The organism is Pseudomonas sp. MDT1-16, assembly GCF_054898115.1.
Genome location: NZ_CM142717.1, coordinates 2,642,966 through 2,658,996, shown reverse-complemented (window position 1 = coordinate 2,658,996; position 16,031 = coordinate 2,642,966). Strand labels below are relative to the sequence as shown.

The window sequence follows — 16,031 nt, the reverse complement described above, 5'->3', positions numbered from 1 at the left end:
GTGGGAGCGAGCAGGCTCGCTCCCACAGGGGGGGTGTTGGCGCCGTTACAGGCCGCCCATCAACAGGTATTTGATTTCCAGGTAGTCATCCAGACCGTATTTCGAACCCTCGCGTCCGAGGCCCGATTCCTTGATGCCACCGAATGGCGCCACCTCTGTGGAAATGATCCCTTCGTTGATCCCGACCATGCCGGCTTCCAGGCCATCGGCCATGCGCCAGACCCGGCCGATGTCGCGGCTATAGAAGTAAGCCGACAAACCGTACGGCGTGTCGTTGGCCCGTTGCAGCACCTCAGCCTCGTCCTTGAAGCGGAAGCACGCAGCCACCGGACCGAACGTTTCGTCCTGAGCGATCAGCATGTCGCTGTTGGCTTCGGTGAGGATGGTCGGCTCATAAAAAGTGCCGCCCAGTGCGTGACGGCTACCGCCGCATAGCAACTTGGCGCCTTTCTCCAGCGCATCGCCCACATGCAGCTCGACCTTGGCCAGCGCCGCTGCGTTGATCAGCGGACCTTGCTCGGTTTCACCCTCCAGCGCGCTACCCACCCGCATCGCCGCAACGGCTTGCGCGAGTTTTCCGGTGAAGGCTTCATAGACGCCATCCTGAATGAAGAAGCGGTTCACGCAGACGCAGGTTTGCCCGGTGTTGCGGAATTTCGAGGCCATTGCGCCTTTCACGGCAGCCTCCAGATCAGCATCGTCGAAGACAATGAACGGCGCGTTGCCGCCCAGTTCCAGCGAGACTTTTTTCAATGTGTCGGCGGCCTGACGCATCAGCAATTTGCCAGTGCGGGTGGAACCGGTGAACGAAAGTTTGCGCACGATGCTGGAGGCTTGCAGTGCACCACCGATGGCCACGGCGTCGCCGGAAACGATGTTGAACACACCGGCCGGAATGCCTGCCTGTTCAGCCAATACCGCCAAGGCGAAAGCCGACAAAGGCGTCTCTTCCGATGGTTTGAGAATCATCGTGCAACCTGCCGCCAGTGCCGGGCCAACCTTGCGGGTGACCATGGCCAGCGGGAAGTTCCACGGGGTAATCGCAGCGACTACACCGATGGCTTCCTTGACCACGATGATCCGCGCATCGGCCTTGTGGCTTGGAATCACGTCGCCGTAAGCGCGTTTGGCTTCTTCAGCGAACCACTCCAGAAAGCTCGCGGCATAGACCACTTCACCCATGGCTTCGGCCAGCGGTTTGCCTTGTTCGCGGCTGAGCAGGGTCGCCAGATCCTTTTGATTGCTCAGCATCAATTCGCTCCAGCGCTTGAGCTTCTGGCTGCGGTCCTTGGCGGTCAACTTGCGCCAGGCCGGCAAAGCGCGGTTGGCGGCGTCGATGGCTCGGTTGGTTTCTTCAGAGCCGGCCTTTTGTACGTCGGTAATCAACTCGCCATTGGCCGGATTGAAAACCGAGTAGGTCGAACCACCGCTGAACCATTGGCCGTCGATGAAGTTGCCGTTGCGGATCAGCGCGCTCATGCCACAGCCTCAGTCAGGTTGAAGCGCTCCAGACCCGGACGGGCCGAACGCAAGATACGTTTGCCGGCGGTGTAATCGTTGATCACGTCGCACGGGGTGTAATTGCGTTCCAGTTCATACCGCTCATCTGCGTCGAGTTTGGTCTCCAGCGCTGCCAAGGCACTGTCGAACTGCTCTGTGGTGTCGGCGCCCACGAGCATGCAATCCACGCCCGGATGATTGGCGACCCAGGCCTGCGCGATCTGTGCGTTGGACACGCCGCGAGCACGGGCCACACGCTGCACCGAATGGGCGATTTCGAACGAAGCTTCGTCGCTGTACATCTGCTGAGTGAAAAAGTCGGTCTGGTTGCGAGTGGATTGCACATCACTGGTCAACAACCCGCGAGCCAACGGGCTGAACACCGACACGCCCAAACCCTGATCACGGCAGAACGGGATCATCTCGCGTTCTTCTTCGCGGTAGGCGCAGTTCAGTTGCAGCTGCATGTTGATCGGTTTGACCCAGCCATTGCGCTCGCAGGCCATGAGAATTTTCGCCAGTTGCCCGGTGAGCATGGTCGAGACGCCGATGTATCGCGCCTTGCCGGAACGCACGATGTCGTTCATGGCGCTCATGGTTTCTTCGACCGGGGTATTCACGTCGAAGTAATGCAGCATGAACACATCGACGTAATCCATGTTCAGACGCTTCAGCGACGCATCGATGCCGTCCATGATGTGCTTGCGCGAATGACCGCTGGCGTTGATCCCGGTGCGAGTGCCGTAACCGACCTTGGTGGTGATCACCAGGTCTTCGCGACAGGCCAGGCGCTTGACGATGCGGCCCACCACTTCCTCGCCGACACCGGCGGAGTAGAAGTCCGCGAGGTCGATGAAATTCACACCGTTGTCCAGCGCATGCGCGACGATTGGCTCGCTTTTCTTCTCATCGAAGATCCACGGTTTCCAGTCCGGGGTGCCCATGTTCATGGTGCCCAGGCACAGGCGAGAGACTTGCAGGCCGGAGTGACCCAAACGAATGTATTGCATGGCGCGGACCTCAGGCTTTTGGGGTGTAGAAAGGGTTGCTGATGTGATTGACCACATCCGCCAGTTGCGCCGTTTCCGGCTGGCCGGTCAGCGCCGCACGAATCGCCGTGCGGCAGGCGTTGTAGTTATTCAGGTAGACCGCATCCAGGTCGTCGCAGGCCGGGTTGACCCAGTTCGCGGTCACGATGGCCCACTCGTCTTCGGCTTCCGGCGGCAAGGTGCCGTCCAGCAGCGCTTCAAGCACAGCCTTGGCGATCCCGGCCTGCGACGCGCCCCACGTGGCGTTGCCGTGCAGGTCACTGCTGATGGGGGTTTTGTTGACGTAAAGGGTCATCGGCTTGACCGGAATGTTCGGCTGGGCGATCACCATGAACGGGCAATGCCCTTGGCTTGGCGATGCCAGGCTATTGGCAAACGCCTGCCCTGCCGGGCCGTTGCGCGGACCGATCAGAATGTTGATGTGCGCGGCATTCACGCCAGGGCCTTCGAAGCCTTCACCGATGTACAGGTCGAGTTCTTTCATGAGTCATTACTCTTCAGGGATTTAGGTTGATCAGAAGTGCACGCGAACCGTGGAGGTCGCGTGACAAATGTCGGGGTTCGAAGAGCGCGGGGCGTGGCAGTGAGGATTAGTCATGGGTGCAAACGCTCTTTTTTGTTGTTGATGAGCTGTGTTTGCGATTTTTTAACACTGGGGGTTTGCGGGGCTGTAACCATTAAAAGTCATGAGGGCATGACTTCAAGTCATACCCCCATTTGACGGTGTTCGGATCAGTACGACGGAGCGTCTTTTTTCATGGTGTCCTTGGACATCGCGTCCTTCTTCACTCCGTCCTTGGACAGGGTGTCGTTCTTCATCGTGTCCTTGCTCATGGAATCCTTGGGCATGGCGTCCTTTTTCATCGTGTCTTTCTGCATGGCGTCTTTAGACATTGAATCCTTGCTCATGCTGTCGTTGCTCATGCCGTTATGGGTTGTTGCATCGGCGGCAAACACGCTGGCAGCGCCAAATGCCAGGCACATGGACAGTACGGTGGTCGCTAACTTTTTCATGATGAAACTCCTTGAAGCACAGGTTGCGGCTGAGCGCAGCGAGCGCTGCGCGGTGAAGTACCCAGGCACCGTCAGCTGCCACCGAACCAGTTGTAGCCCTGGTCTTCCCAGTAGCCACCCGGATAGGTGTTGGTGACGAACATCGCCTGAATGTGTTTGGGATTCTTGTAGCCCAGCTTGGTGGGCATGCGCAGCTTCATCGGGAAGCCATACTGGCGAGGCAGCACCACGCCGTCATAGGTCAGCGTCAACAAGGTTTGCGAATGCAGTGCGGTGGCCATGTCGATGCTGGTGTAGTAGTCGTCCGCGCATTTGAAGCCGATATATTTGGCATCCGTGTCGGCACCGACCCGCGTCAGGAAGTCGCTGAACCGTACGCCGCCCCAACGCCCGATCGCGCTCCAGCCTTCGACGCAAATGTGCCGGGTAATCTGTTCGGTCTGCGCCATGGCTCGCAGCTCTTCGAGCCGCCAACTGCGCTTGTCCGCGACCAGCCCGGTCACTTCCAGTCGATAATCGGTTTCCTCGACGACAGGTGCCTCGTCAATGCCGTAAAAGGCATTGAAGGGAAACGGCCGGGTGATCATCGACTCGGGATAGGTCGGCGCCAGTGTATTGGGGTTGAACAACCAGCCCTGCACCCGGTCGTTGAATCGGGACATGGAGGACAACGCGGTTTCGACGCTTTTGTTGTCGGTGAGGTTGCAACCGGACAAGATGGCCACGCCGCCGAGGGTCAGGCCGCGCATCAGGAACGAGCGTCGTGAGCGGTCTTCGATCTGTGGTGCAAGGATCTTTCTGGCGTCTGTCAGGATGGACGACTCGTCCAGCCCTGAGCCTTCGATGCGCTTTTTCATACGGGCTCCTTGCGACCGACAATCATCGCCCACAACGTTTTTGGAACCAGCGCGACCATCACCAGATGAACCGCGACAAAGGCCACCAACAGCGACATCGTGATGAAGTGCACGTGCCGTGCGCCTTCGTAACCGCCCAGCAGTTCACGCAACAGCGGAAACTGGACGGACTGCCACAACACCAGCCCGGAAATCACCAGCAGTGTGATGTCGACCATCACGAACAGGTACGCCACCCGTTGCACCTGGTTGTAATGACTCAGATCGGCATGCCCCAACCGCCCTCGCAACCCCGCCCACAGGTCATGCAGGACACCGTTCGGCGAAACCGGGAAAAAGCGCCGCTTCAGACGACCACTGACGAGGTTGATGATCAGGTAGACAAGACCGTTGACGGCCAGAAGCCACATCGCCGCGAAATGCCATTGCAACGCCCCGCCGAGCCAGCCACCCAAGGTGATCGTTTTGGGGAAACTGAAGTCGTACAGCGGGGAAGCGTTATAGATTCGCCAACCGCTGGTGACCATGACCAGCACCGCCAGGGCGTTCAGCCAATGGGTCAGCCGTAGCCAGCGGGGATGGGTGCTGACCGTGGGTGAAGCAGGTAACGGCGACATGATGGGCTCCCGGCGGTTGATCGTTGGAGCCGATTATGTGAGCCGATAGATCGCTAAATCCTCACGTAAAGTTAAATTAAACGTGATAACTACCCCCCAATAACCTGTGGGAGCGAGTTTGCTCAATTGTGTTTAAAATGCCGCCCCTTCTCATTGCCGACGCTGCCCGATGAACTCAGACGCCCTCTCCACCCTCCACGACCATTTACTGACGGCCCTGGCAGCGGCCCCCGCCGAAACCCGTCGGCTGTTCCACGGCCGTGGCCGGTGCTGGCCGGGGCTGGAGCAACTGACCGTCGATTGGCTGCAGGGTGTGGTGCTGGTGTCGCTGTTCAAGGAACCCGAAGCATTGCAACTGGACGCGTTGAAACAGAAGCTGATGGACGTCACGCAATCGCCTGCGTGGACGCAATCCGGCGCGCACACGCTGTTGCTGCAACATCGCTACCTGCTGCAAAGCACGACCGAGTGGCTGTTGGGGGACGCGATCGACGAGATGACGATCACCGAGGGCGGTCTGCATTACCGGGTGGACCTGGGCCGCAAACAGAACACCGGCCTGTTCCTCGACATGCGTTACGGCCGCGACTGGGTGCGGGCCAACACCCAGGGCAAGCGCGTGCTGAATCTGTTCGCCTACACCTGCGGATTCTCGGTGGCGGCCATCGAGGGTGGTGCAACGCACGTGGTCAATCTGGACATGTCGAGCCCGGCACTGAGCCGTGGCCGCGACAATCACCGGCTCAACGGCCACGACTTGAGCAAGGTGACTTTCCTCGGTCATGACCTGTTCAAGTCCTGGGGCAAGGTGATCGGCAAGGGCCCTTACGACCTGGTGATCATCGACCCGCCGTCCTTTCAGAAAGGCAGCTTTCTGCTGACCAAGGACTACCAGCGCGTGCTGCGCCGGCTGCCGGAATTGCTCGGCCCCCAGGGCACGGTTCTGGCGTGCATGAACGATCCGGCGTTCGGTCCGGACTTCCTCATCGACGGCGTCACCCGCGAAGCACCGAGCCTGCGTTTCGAGCAACGGCTGGACAATCCGCCGGAGTTTGCGGACGCCGATGTTGAATGCGGGTTGAAGGCGTTGGTGTTCAGGCTGGAGGATTGAGCACCAACGCAAACAACTCACCATGTCCATTCACATTGAGCTTGTGATAGAGGTTGCGCCGGTGCACCTTCACCGTCTCTGGGGAAATGCCCATCTGTTGGGCGATGGCCTTGCTTGAGAAGCCCTGGAGAATCAGTCGCGCCGTTTCGATTTCCCGCACCGACAGTCGCGCGTCGAAGCGATCCAGCAAGGTCGCCAGATCCCCGGCCACCGCTTCGGCGGCTGGACCTTCCGGCGGCATCAATTGCAGGTGACGGCGCATCGCCGCCAGCACCCAATCACGGACGCAGAGCAGGCGGCCCTGCTCTTCAGGGCTGAACCGCGTCGAGCGGCCGAGGGACAAACCGAGCACGGCGCCATCGACGTTGACCATGAACTGCAACTCGTCACCGCCCACCACGGTACGGAAGTAGCTCAGGTAGTACTCGCTCTGCTGGAACTGGTCAGGAGCGACCGAATCGAGGCTGTGCAAGCCGTCGGCAATGCCGGCGCAGGCGGCCTGATAAAACGGATCGAGCAGGTACATGCCGGCGCTGTAATCCGCCAGTTCTTCATGCTCGTCCGCGCCACCTTTAGCGTCGAAATCAATCAGCAGACGCGGCACCCGCCCGGCCCGCATCACCGCGACCAACGCATTATCCAGCGGCACCAGCAGGCGCAGTGTGTCGACCAGCGCACGCCAGAACCCGTCCTGCCCCACGGCACCAAATACCCTTGCCAGCCCTTGGTGCACCGGTAATTCTTTCAACAACGCGTCCACGCACTACCCCTTTCGAGTAACCCATGGTGGGAATGGGTGAGTCCACTCCCGGCCGATACGCTGCAGGCACCTGATCATCACCGGCCTGCAGCAGGCCAGGAGTGCCGCATCATGAGTCGTCACCGCGCGTATATCAATCTTGGACTGGGCGCCTGTCTGTCGGTCTCGCTATCGGCGATTGCCGCCGACGGGCCCACCGTGCACGTGTACAACTGGTATGACTACATTGGTCCCACGACCCTGCAGGATTTCAAGCGTGACACTGGAATTTCGCCGGTCTACGACACCTTCGACAGCGCCGAAGTCCTGGAGGGCAAATTGCTCACCAGCCGCAGTGGATACGACGTGGTGGTGGCCAGTAATTTCAGTCTGCCGACCCTGATCAAGGCCGGTGCCCTTGCACCGCTGCCGCACGCTCAGATGCCTGATTTCAAAAACATGGACGCTGATCTGTTGGCGAAGCTGGCCAACAATGATCCGGGCAACCAGTACGCCGTGCCGTATCTGTGGGGCACCAATGGCATCGGCTACAACATCGACAAGGTCCGCGCTGCGCTGGGCGACAAGGCGCCGGTGGACTCTTGGGACCTGGTGTTCAACGAAGAGAACCTGGCCAGGCTCGGCCAGTGCGGCGTGGCCATGCTCGACTCGCCGGCCGAGATGTTGCCGGTCGCCCTGCACTACCTCGGTCTGCCACCTAACAGTACCAACCCCGAGGACTACAAGAAGGCCGAAGCGCTGCTGCTCAAGCTGCGTCCGCACATTGCCTACTTCAACTCGTCCAAGTTCATCAGCGACCTGGCCAACGGCAACATCTGCGTGGCGGTGGGTTGGTCCGGCGCGATGCTGGAAGCCAAGACCAATGCCGAACAGGTGAACAACGGCGTGAAGATCGCCTACAGCTTGCCAAAGGAAGGCGCTCCGGTGTGGTTCGACACGCTGGTGTTGCTCAAGGACGCGCCGCATCCGGAACAGGGCCAGGCTTTCATCGACTATCTGATGCGCCCCGAAGTCATCGCCCCCATCAGCGATCACCTCTCCTACCCCAATGGCAACCGCAGCGCGACACCCCTGATGGCCGAAGCCACCCGCAACAACCCGGCCGTGTATCCGTCGGCCGAAGCCATGGCCACGTTATTCACCCTTCAGCCTCTGCCGCCCGCCACCGAGCGCGTGCGCACGCGGATCTGGAGCAAAGTGAAGAACGGTCAATAAACCTAAGCCATAGCGAAATCTGTAGCAGCTGCCGAGCTTTGCGAGGCTGCGTTCGGCTCGGGCCGCGTTCGGACGAAGCAGTCGTAAATCCTGAAATTTCGGTCCACCTGAAACACCGCAATCCCCGAATTCACGACTGCTTCGCAGCCGAACGCAGGCTTCGCCAGCTGCTACAGGGATTGCGTTAGCCAATAACTATTTTGAATAAGAGAGAAACGATGAAACCACGTGCCCGCGACCTGAACATCCACTTCGGCCAACTGCAACCCGGCCCGCTCAACGCCATTACCGATGTGCCCGGCGTCCGGGTCGGCCACAGCAATGTGCGAGGACGCACCGCAAACGGCCGCGACATCTTGACCGGCGTCACCGTGATCGAGCCGCGTGCCGGTTCCACCAACCAGCAACCGTGCTTTGCCGGCGTCCATGTGCTCAACGGCAACGGTGATGCCACGGGGCTTGAATGGATTCGCGAGGCAGGCCTGTTAACCAGTCCGATCGCCTTCACCAACACCCACAGCCTGGGTGTGGTGCGCGATGCGCTGGTGACGCTGGATCGCCAGAACCAGCCCGATGACGGGCGCCTCTACTGGAACATGCCCGTGGTGCTGGAGACCTTCGACGGTCTGCTCAACGACATCAACGGTTTCCACGTGAAGCCGGAACATGTCGCCGAAGCCCTGCGCACGGCGGTGGATGGCCCAGTCAGTGAAGGCGCCGTCGGCGGCGGCAGCGGCATGATCTGTCACGAATTCAAGGGCGGGATCGGCACTGCTTCGCGACGTCTGAACAGTGCTCAGGGCGGCTGGACCGTCGGCGCTATCGTCCAGGCCAACCACGGCATCCGCAACGAATTGCGCGTCGACGGTTACCCGGTCGGGCGCTACATGGAAAAGGCCGACTCGCCGTTCCTCAAGGCGTCCTTGCCGCATCCTGGCATGGGTTCGATCGTCGTTTGCCTGGCCACCGATGCGCCGTTGCTGCCACACCAGTGCACGCGCCTCGCGCAGCGCGCCAGCCTCGGCCTCGCCCGCACCGGCGGCGGCAATGAAGACCACAGCGGTGACATCTTCATCGCTTTCGCCACCGGCAACCAACACGTGCCACCCGCCGCTTATGAAGGCAAAGGCGCACCGACCTGCGACAACCTGAGCATGGTCAACAACGACCACATCAGCGAGTTGTTCCTGGCCGCCACCGAAGCGGTGGAGGAAGCGATCATCAACGCCTTGCTGGCCTCCGATACTGCCGAAGGCAATGGCCATGCGGTGCCGGGACTGGATGCCGGAACGCTGCTCAACGCGTTGCGTCTGGCCGGTTGGCCAGGCGAACAGGTCTAGCAGAGTTGATGGGGCTGGATGCCGCAAAAAGCTCGCGCCCCAAGGCCCGTGCGGCAGCCAAATGAACCGCCGGATCCTGAATTTCCGATTCGAGCAGCCGTTCGGACGTCACCACCTGCGCACCGCAATAATCGAAAATTCCATGGTCAATCTGCGTCTTCATGGCCTCGGCATAACCGTGCCGGGCGTAGGTTGCAGCGTCGGCACCGCCCACGCCGATCAGGTGAACCCGCAGATGACCAAGCTTCTTCTCCAGCTTGGCATCTGCACCGAAATCGAACGCCCAGCCGTTGGCAAACACCCGATCAATCCAGCCCTTGAGCAGCGCCGGCATCGACCACCAGTAGACGGGATAAACCAGCACCAGCGCATCGGCGCGGTCTATCCGCGCTTGCTCGGCAACCACATCAGCAGGGGGCGGCGCCTCCCGGTGATGCACTGCCAGATCAGCGGCGCTGAACCTCGGGTCGAACCCTTCGGCCGAGAGATCGGCGATTTCAATGGTATGACCGGGATCGTCCAGGGTGATGCCCTGAGCGACTTGCGCAGCCAGGCTTTGCGTCAACGAACGAGGATCGTGATGAGCCACAACGATAAGCGCGTGCATGCTGGAAACTCCTGATTGAGAGCACAAGGCGGAATTTATATACTCTTGGTAAGTTATGATCATTAAGTTACTTTTGGTACATAGTCATGTCAACCACCGAAACAGACGCGCAAGATTCCACCCCGCCACCGCGACGACGAATGTCCCGGGGGGACCGCCAACGCCAGTTGCTGGACGTTGCCTGGCAACTCGTTCGGGAAGAAGGCACGGACGCGCTGACATTGGGTCGGCTCGCCGAGCAAGCCGGGGTGACCAAACCGGTGGTTTACGATCACTTCACCACGCGATCCGGGTTGTTGGCGGCGCTCTACCAGGACTTCGATGCCCGACAGACTGCACTGATGGATGCTGCGCTTCAGGACAACGAACCGACTTTGCCCGGCACCGCCAGGGTGATCGCTTCGTCGTACGTCGACTGCGTGCTGCTTCAGGGCAACGAAATCCCCGGCGTCATCGCGGCATTGGCCAGCTCCCCGGAACTGGAGAAGATCAAGCGCGAGTACGAAGCGATTTTCCTCAACAAGTGCCGGACCGCCCTCGCCCCTTTTGCTGGCTCGGGTGATATCAAGGCAGCGGGATTGCGGGCGATGCTCGGTGCAGCGGAAGCCTTGTCCCACGCCGCGGCAAATGGAGAAGTCACTGCCGTGCAGGCACAGGACGAATTGTTTGAAACCATCGTGGGGATGGTTGAAAGGAGTGCGCGTGGAGACGCTGGAGAGATCGCCGGGGTGACGCCTGAAACAGCATGCGACTAGCGGTACTTGAGTGCGAACCCCCATCTTTCTAAGATGATTTTACGCAGCCGCTTGTTTGCTCAAGCCGTTGCGTAAGTGGTGGGTGAAATGAACCCCTACCAAGCTCACCACTTGTTTCATGCGCATCTTGAGCCTCGAGGGCTCTACTTCCTCCCCATCAAAGAGCTTTGAGGCTCTTTTTTTATCTGCATGAATTCCAGACACCAGAAAGCCCTTGGCGCGTTGTCCGCACCAAGGGCTTTTTTTGCATTGCGTCGAAGGTGACTTAGACCAACCGCAGTCGAGGGGAATGGGCTGGCACGGCACCTTCACCCAGTCGCTCGCGGACACACTCATTCGCCTTGCGCGTCATCTGGTCCAGATGCCGGTCACGCTGCTTTTCCGCATCGAGCATCGCCCGTTTGCCGTGTTTTTGCAGCAGATAGGTATGAATCTGCCGCACCTCCAACGAGCTGTAGATCGACGCCACGTCCAGCAGGGCCATCAAGCCGTCGGTGCCATGGTCACGGGTGTTCATCAGCACCTGAGTACCGCGCACGCCCACTAGCTTAAAGCCCATTGCCTCAAAATACGGAACCTTGGTCACAGCGCATGTCAGTTCAGCATGAGGGTAACGGGCAACCATTTCCTGCAGCATCTTTCGGGCGACACCCTGACGCCGATGGCTGGCCTGCACCGCCATATAAGCCACGCCGCACGCATCGGGATCGTCCTTGACCGGCAGGTACAACAGAAAGCCGACAACCTTCTCGGGGTCGTCTTCGTCGGTCGCGACGAGCAACTCCACGGCAATCCCTTTCGCCCCGTTCAACGCCTCCAGATAGAGGTGAACCTCGTAGCCGATCGCGTACTGGTACACGTTGTACAACAGGTTGCTCGGCGCGATAGCGATCATGCTGATGTCGGTCAGGTAATCGACCACCATCTGCAGGATCTGGCTATTGATGTGCTCGGGGCACGGGGTCTTGAAATGGGTGATCTGGGGCATTCGTGGCTCTGACTCTGGGGCGGACGTGAAGAATGTGTTCGCGGGCGTGCCTATCATAACGTGCTGGAGCAGCGCGGCTTACAAAGTACTCGCCGGTATGGACAAGTCCCTGTGGCGAGGGGCAAACAACGTGGAGTACCAGACGCACGTTACTGCTCCGGCGCAACCATGCGAAACCGGATATTGATCTTGTCAGAGACGACACCGTCGGCCCATTCACCTTCACCGACTTTGAAGTCGCTGCGTTTGAGCGTTAACTGGCCATCGAAAATCCCGATGGCGTTCTCGGACTTCAGGAGGACCGGCACATCCACTTCACGCGTTATCCCCCTGAGCGTGAGTTTTCCGGTGATCGAGTAGTGGTTGTCGCTCAACACCTTCACGCCGGTCGATTCAAACGTCGCCACTGGAAACGATGCCGAGTCGAACCAGGCTGGCTTTTGCAGTTCGCTGTTGGCGTCGCTGCTTCCGGCATCGATGCTGTCGAGCTGGATGGTGAGCGCGGTGTGGGCTGCTGACGGGTTCGCCGTGTCGAAATCAAGCGTGGCCTCGAACTTGCCGAACGTGCCGTATACCCGCGAGGAGAACTGTTTATACGTGAAGGAGATCGTGCTGGCGGTTTCATTCACCTGCGTGTACTCGACCGCTTGGACACAAGGCAACGCGCCGAATGCAAAGGCGGCAACCAGCACCGCGCAGGTCAGGAATCGATGTTTCATGGGTTCTCCGGTCGGGGCTCCCGTCATGAGCTGAGGCGCCGCACACGTTAGCCAGCGACAGGTGGACTAAAGCAAAGAAACGCCGTTTATTCCACCTGGCGCTCTCCTGTTCGCTGCCGAAAAGGTAGCCGGCACCAAACACCATGTTGCCCTGTCAGTCGTCGGCACCGAACGTATGCTCGGCAGTGGTTATTTTCGGGCCAAGATGGCCCAGGAAAAACTCATCAAAGCGTCAGGCGTTCCCTACACCATCCTGCGCGCCACGCAATTCTTCGAGTTCATTGGTGCCATTGCTTACTCGGGTCGCGAGGACGGTAACACCATCCATTTAACGTCTGCCGCGTTGCAACCGGTGGCCTCGGTCGATGTCGCAGCCGCACTGACGGATCTCGCTCAAAAAGCGCCGATCAATCAGACAGTGGAAGTAGCCGGGCCTGATCGCCGACCGATTGTCGAGTTCGTGAGCGAGTACCTCAAACACACCAAGGACCCGCGCGAGGCGGTTTCGGACGACACGGTTCCTTACTTCGGCGCGCCGATCGATGACAAATCCCTCACGCCAGGCGATAAGCCCATTGTCGGAGCGACCCGGTTTGAAGACTGGCTAGAGGCCTCGCATCCCTCTGAGTCGCTATTGACGATAATGATCAGCGGCGCTGGACTCTCGCTGCCAGGCCCGCCGCAACAGCTTGATGACCTCGGCATCCGAGGTCTGGGTAAAGTCCATGTACCAACGGCCGATCGACATGAGCCAGTCGGGAATGAGCGGGCATATCAGCTCATCCACCTCGCTGCGCAGCGCCTCCGCCGTCTCAATCGGCGCCACCGGCACGGCAACGACGATACGCGACGGCGCCTGCACACGCACCGCGTGTATCGCCGCCATCATCGAGGCGCCTGTCGCCAGGCCGTCGTCGATCAGAATCACCACTTGATCCTTGAGTTGCACAGGCCCGCGCGTTCCCCGGTAAACCTGCTCGCGGCGCAACAGCTCCCGGGTTTCCCGTTCGACCACGGTATCGAACGTGGCCTTATCAATCGGATGGGTCCGCAGCGCGTGTTCATTGAGGACTTGGATGCCGCCGCTGGCGATGGCGCCCATGGCGAGCTCCTGATGGGACGGAACCCCGAGCTTGCGCACCAGCATCAGGTCGAGGCGAACCTCCAGGGCAGTGGCCACTTCATAGGCGACCGGCACACCACCACGGGGCAAGGCAAGGACGATGACATCGGGTCGATGCGCGTATTTGAGTAACGGCTCCACCAGACGTCGACCGGCCGCGGCCCGGTCCTGCAGGATGGTTGGCGATGAGGGACTCATTTGAAAACCTCCTCGGGCGATCACGCCTGTTGGTTCGCATCACACGGCCACCCAGGATTGTCGGTGTGACGGTGGCTGACATCAAGTTCAGCCTCGACGCCCTCTAGACCGCCAGAACGCTGCAAGACACCTGATACAGAATATGTTCGGTCGTGCTGCCCAGAAGCTTGTCCACCCCATGGGACTGGACTCTGCCCATCACAATCACATCCACTTGATGCGCGTTGGCGAACTCGCTCAGCGCCGTGACGGGTTGCCCCTCAATGAAATGTCGACGATCAGAGGGCACACCGAACCGACCGGCCAACTTGAGGAATGATTTTTCCAGGTCTCTGCGCAGCGCTTTAGTGAGTTCAGCCAGCGTCAGACCGCCCATGTCCGCCAGGAACGCGGCCGAAATATTGCAGGCGTACAGCAAATGCAACTCGGCATCACACTGCATGGCGAGGCCGCACGCTTGCTGGATGATCCGGTCATTCAGCTCGTTGTCGGGAGACGCGGCATCCGACACTTCCACCGCTGCAACGACCTTGCGTGGTAACACGTAGCCGCTCCCGCCCACCAGATAAAGCGGTATCGGACAGTGGCGCAGCAAGTGCCAATCCAGTGGCGTGAAAAAAGCGCGTTTAAGCGCTGATTCATGCTGAACTTCCTTGATCAACAGGTCGGGCTGCATTTCCATGACGTGATCAAGGATTGCTTCGCGCATATCATCGGCCCATGCCACCTCTGTGGTGACGCCGATGCCCCTGCCTCGCAGACTTTTTGCCTGAGCCTTTAGCCAGTCGCAATGATCCTGCAGGTAGCGCTCCCGAGCCTTTTCCCGGTCACCTTCTTCGAGCAGCGACAACAGATCCAATGATGGAATCAAGGCGGCGATATGCAAACTCGCGCCGCTGGCCATGCTCAGCGCTGCAGCATGGTTTATTGCCTGGGAATGGCGCAGGGCCGGGTTGATTATCAGTAACAACCGTTGATACTGGCTCATGATCTACCTCCAGTCAGGTGGGTCTTTGACGCTCGCTGTCCATCGACCGTTGCCGAGGCCAGCCGTTGCGTCCCCGCAGGATCGAGCACCCGCGTTAATCCAGATTCCTCCTCCAGCACTCCCCTGCCGTTGATCTATATCAGATCCCTGTGTGAAGCATAGACATCCGTCGATTCCGGGTGTCCGAAACGGCCTACCCTCTATGCTTGATACGTCCATGGAATGGCGTCATTGACATGCCTGAAGTTCGCCCCCTTCAAGCTCATTACCTAAAGGCTGCCTGCTCCAACTGCAGCGTACTGGAGTGGTGCCTGCCAATTGGCCTGACCGGTCAGGAAGTCGAGCGCCTGGACACCCTGATCGTGCAACGCTTCAAGGTTAAAAAAAAGCGTTGCACTTTACCGCGCAGGCGATCCGTTGCGCTCCCTGTACGCAGTCCGTATCGGCTTGTTCAAGACCCGTGTGCTCTTGGTCGATGGTCGGGAGCAGGTCACCGGCTTCCAGATGCCTGGCGAGATGCTCGGCCTGGATGCCATCAGCACGGACCTGCATGCCTGCAATGCGTTTGCTCTGGAGGACAGCGAAGTCTGCCCCCCACTTTGCTCATCTGGAAAAACTCACCCGGGAACTGCCGTCGCTGCAGCACAACCTGAACAAAGTACTGAGTCGGGAAATCGTGCGCGATCACGACATGCTGATGATGCTGGGCAACATGAACTCGGATGAGCGCCTGGCCGCTTTTCTGCGACGTCAAAATCCACAACATGGAAGGACTCAAGCAGCTGGTTGTGGGCTGTCATCGCCACCTTCGCTAATACCGCACGTCTGGAGAATCATCATGCGCGCCTCTATGGCTTCGGTGCGGCAGCACATTTGGCCATACAAGCGGCGCGCGGCCGCGGGCAGCAGGTGTATGCCTTCACCCGACCGGATGACAGCGAAGGCCAGGCCTATGCCCGATCACTGGGTGCCGAATGGGCAGGTCAGTTCAGCGGCGCGATCGTGCTCACCCCCTGACGTTCGGCCTGACCGCCAGAATGCTGCCCTGGCCAGCGCGACAGCCCGGAACAAGGCTGGAGACTGATGCAGGGTTTGATCGGCGATCAGCAACAAACGTTGATATTGACCCATCACACACCTCGGCTCGACGCCGGCCCTCAAGCGCCGGCAAGGTCTAAGACTGCGCTCGT

The 16,031-nt window shown here is 59.8% G+C and carries 16 protein-coding genes and 4 pseudogenes; 7 read left to right on the top strand and 13 right to left on the bottom strand.

Going from position 1 to position 16,031, the window contains the following annotated elements; genetic code table 11:
• Positions 1 to 45: 45 nt before the first annotated feature.
• The 6 genes from ACYZT3_RS12035 to ACYZT3_RS12010 all read right to left on the bottom strand — a co-directional run bounded on the left by ACYZT3_RS12035 (position 46) and on the right by ACYZT3_RS12010 (position 5,037).
• Positions 46 to 1,479, bottom strand: a complete 1,434-nt coding sequence (locus ACYZT3_RS12035; protein WP_462032164.1) for an NAD-dependent succinate-semialdehyde dehydrogenase — start codon at positions 1,477 to 1,479, stop codon at positions 46 to 48.
• A complete protein-coding gene (locus ACYZT3_RS12030) occupies positions 1,476 to 2,510 on the bottom strand; it encodes an aldo/keto reductase (protein WP_282377802.1) in 1,035 nt (344 codons plus the stop codon). Before ACYZT3_RS12030 ends, ACYZT3_RS12035 begins: the two co-directional genes overlap by 4 nt.
• Positions 2,511 to 2,520: 10 nt before the next feature.
• A complete protein-coding gene (gene fae, locus ACYZT3_RS12025) occupies positions 2,521 to 3,033 on the bottom strand; it encodes a formaldehyde-activating enzyme (protein ID WP_282377801.1) in 513 nt (170 codons plus the stop codon).
• A gap of 248 nt (positions 3,034 to 3,281) precedes the next feature.
• Positions 3,282 to 3,563 (bottom strand): pentapeptide MXKDX repeat protein, encoded by a 282-nt coding sequence (locus ACYZT3_RS12020; protein ID WP_282377800.1) that lies wholly within the window; start codon positions 3,561 to 3,563, stop codon positions 3,282 to 3,284.
• 71 nt (positions 3,564 to 3,634) lie between these two features.
• Positions 3,635 to 4,420 (bottom strand): molybdopterin-dependent oxidoreductase, encoded by a 786-nt coding sequence (locus ACYZT3_RS12015; RefSeq protein ID WP_462032163.1) that lies wholly within the window; start codon positions 4,418 to 4,420, stop codon positions 3,635 to 3,637.
• On the bottom strand, positions 4,417 to 5,037 hold the full coding sequence (locus ACYZT3_RS12010) for a cytochrome b/b6 domain-containing protein (protein WP_282377798.1): 621 nt from the start codon (positions 5,035 to 5,037) through the stop codon (positions 4,417 to 4,419). The genes ACYZT3_RS12015 and ACYZT3_RS12010 overlap by 4 nt, the downstream gene beginning before the upstream one ends.
• A gap of 169 nt (positions 5,038 to 5,206) precedes the next feature.
• Between ACYZT3_RS12010 and ACYZT3_RS12005 the strand changes: the two genes are divergently transcribed.
• Positions 5,207 to 6,148: a class I SAM-dependent methyltransferase gene (locus ACYZT3_RS12005; RefSeq protein ID WP_462032162.1), complete on the top strand. Its 942-nt coding sequence runs from the start codon at positions 5,207 to 5,209 to the stop codon at positions 6,146 to 6,148.
• Here the strand turns inward: ACYZT3_RS12005 and ACYZT3_RS12000 are convergent.
• Positions 6,132 to 6,908 carry a helix-turn-helix transcriptional regulator gene (locus ACYZT3_RS12000; protein ID WP_282377796.1) on the bottom strand — a complete coding sequence of 259 codons (777 nt, stop codon included), beginning with the start codon at positions 6,906 to 6,908 and terminating at the stop codon, positions 6,132 to 6,134. The two genes, ACYZT3_RS12005 and ACYZT3_RS12000, sit on opposite strands and share 17 nt — an antisense overlap.
• A gap of 111 nt (positions 6,909 to 7,019) precedes the next feature.
• Between ACYZT3_RS12000 and ACYZT3_RS11995 the strand changes: the two genes are divergently transcribed.
• Together ACYZT3_RS11995 and ACYZT3_RS11990 are read left to right on the top strand one after the other, a co-directional pair.
• Positions 7,020 to 8,123 (top strand): polyamine ABC transporter substrate-binding protein, encoded by a 1,104-nt coding sequence (locus ACYZT3_RS11995; RefSeq protein ID WP_462032161.1) that lies wholly within the window; start codon positions 7,020 to 7,022, stop codon positions 8,121 to 8,123.
• A 218-nt stretch (positions 8,124 to 8,341) separates the two neighbouring features.
• Complete coding sequence (locus ACYZT3_RS11990) at positions 8,342 to 9,463, top strand: DmpA family aminopeptidase (protein ID WP_462032160.1); 1,122 nt, start codon at positions 8,342 to 8,344, stop codon at positions 9,461 to 9,463.
• Here the strand turns inward: ACYZT3_RS11990 and ACYZT3_RS11985 are convergent.
• Complete coding sequence (locus ACYZT3_RS11985) at positions 9,420 to 10,070, bottom strand: NAD(P)H-dependent oxidoreductase (RefSeq protein WP_462032159.1); 651 nt, start codon at positions 10,068 to 10,070, stop codon at positions 9,420 to 9,422. The two genes, ACYZT3_RS11990 and ACYZT3_RS11985, sit on opposite strands and share 44 nt — an antisense overlap.
• Positions 10,071 to 10,156: 86 nt before the next feature.
• On the opposite strand from ACYZT3_RS11985, the gene ACYZT3_RS11980 reads away from it, so the two are divergent.
• Positions 10,157 to 10,825, top strand: coding sequence for a TetR/AcrR family transcriptional regulator (locus ACYZT3_RS11980; protein ID WP_462032158.1), 669 nt, complete (start codon positions 10,157 to 10,159; stop codon positions 10,823 to 10,825).
• A 265-nt stretch (positions 10,826 to 11,090) separates the two neighbouring features.
• Here the strand turns inward: ACYZT3_RS11980 and ACYZT3_RS11975 are convergent, their stop codons facing one another.
• Complete coding sequence (locus tag ACYZT3_RS11975; RefSeq protein WP_462032157.1) at positions 11,091 to 11,813, bottom strand: GNAT family N-acetyltransferase; 723 nt, start codon at positions 11,811 to 11,813, stop codon at positions 11,091 to 11,093.
• 149 nt (positions 11,814 to 11,962) lie between these two features.
• Positions 11,963 to 12,532, bottom strand: coding sequence for a YceI family protein (locus ACYZT3_RS11970; protein ID WP_462032156.1), 570 nt, complete (start codon positions 12,530 to 12,532; stop codon positions 11,963 to 11,965).
• Positions 12,533 to 12,629: 97 nt separating this feature from the next.
• Between ACYZT3_RS11970 and ACYZT3_RS11965 the strand changes: the two are divergent.
• Positions 12,630 to 13,148: pseudogene (locus ACYZT3_RS11965) on the top strand (SDR family oxidoreductase); the annotation flags it as partial.
• A gap of 15 nt (positions 13,149 to 13,163) precedes the next feature.
• Here ACYZT3_RS11965 and ACYZT3_RS11960 read toward each other — a convergent pair.
• Positions 13,164 to 13,853, bottom strand: coding sequence for a phosphoribosyltransferase (locus tag ACYZT3_RS11960; RefSeq protein WP_462032155.1), 690 nt, complete (start codon positions 13,851 to 13,853; stop codon positions 13,164 to 13,166).
• Positions 13,854 to 13,956: 103 nt separating this feature from the next.
• The gene (locus ACYZT3_RS11955; protein WP_282377788.1) at positions 13,957 to 14,841 is read right to left on the bottom strand and encodes a universal stress protein; all 885 of its coding nucleotides are present in this window, start codon (positions 14,839 to 14,841) and stop codon (positions 13,957 to 13,959) included.
• A gap of 236 nt (positions 14,842 to 15,077) precedes the next feature.
• Between ACYZT3_RS11955 and ACYZT3_RS11950 the strand changes: the two are divergent.
• Together ACYZT3_RS11950 and ACYZT3_RS11945 are read left to right on the top strand one after the other, a co-directional pair.
• Positions 15,078 to 15,586, top strand: a pseudogene (locus ACYZT3_RS11950) (cyclic nucleotide-binding domain-containing protein); the annotation flags it as partial.
• A gap of 92 nt (positions 15,587 to 15,678) precedes the next feature.
• Positions 15,679 to 15,825, top strand: a pseudogene (locus ACYZT3_RS11945) (alcohol dehydrogenase); the annotation flags it as partial.
• A gap of 54 nt (positions 15,826 to 15,879) precedes the next feature.
• Here the strand turns inward: ACYZT3_RS11945 and ACYZT3_RS11940 are convergent.
• Positions 15,880 to 15,972 (bottom strand): annotated as a pseudogene (locus ACYZT3_RS11940) (universal stress protein); the annotation flags it as partial.
• Positions 15,973 to 16,031: the final 59 nt, after the last annotated feature.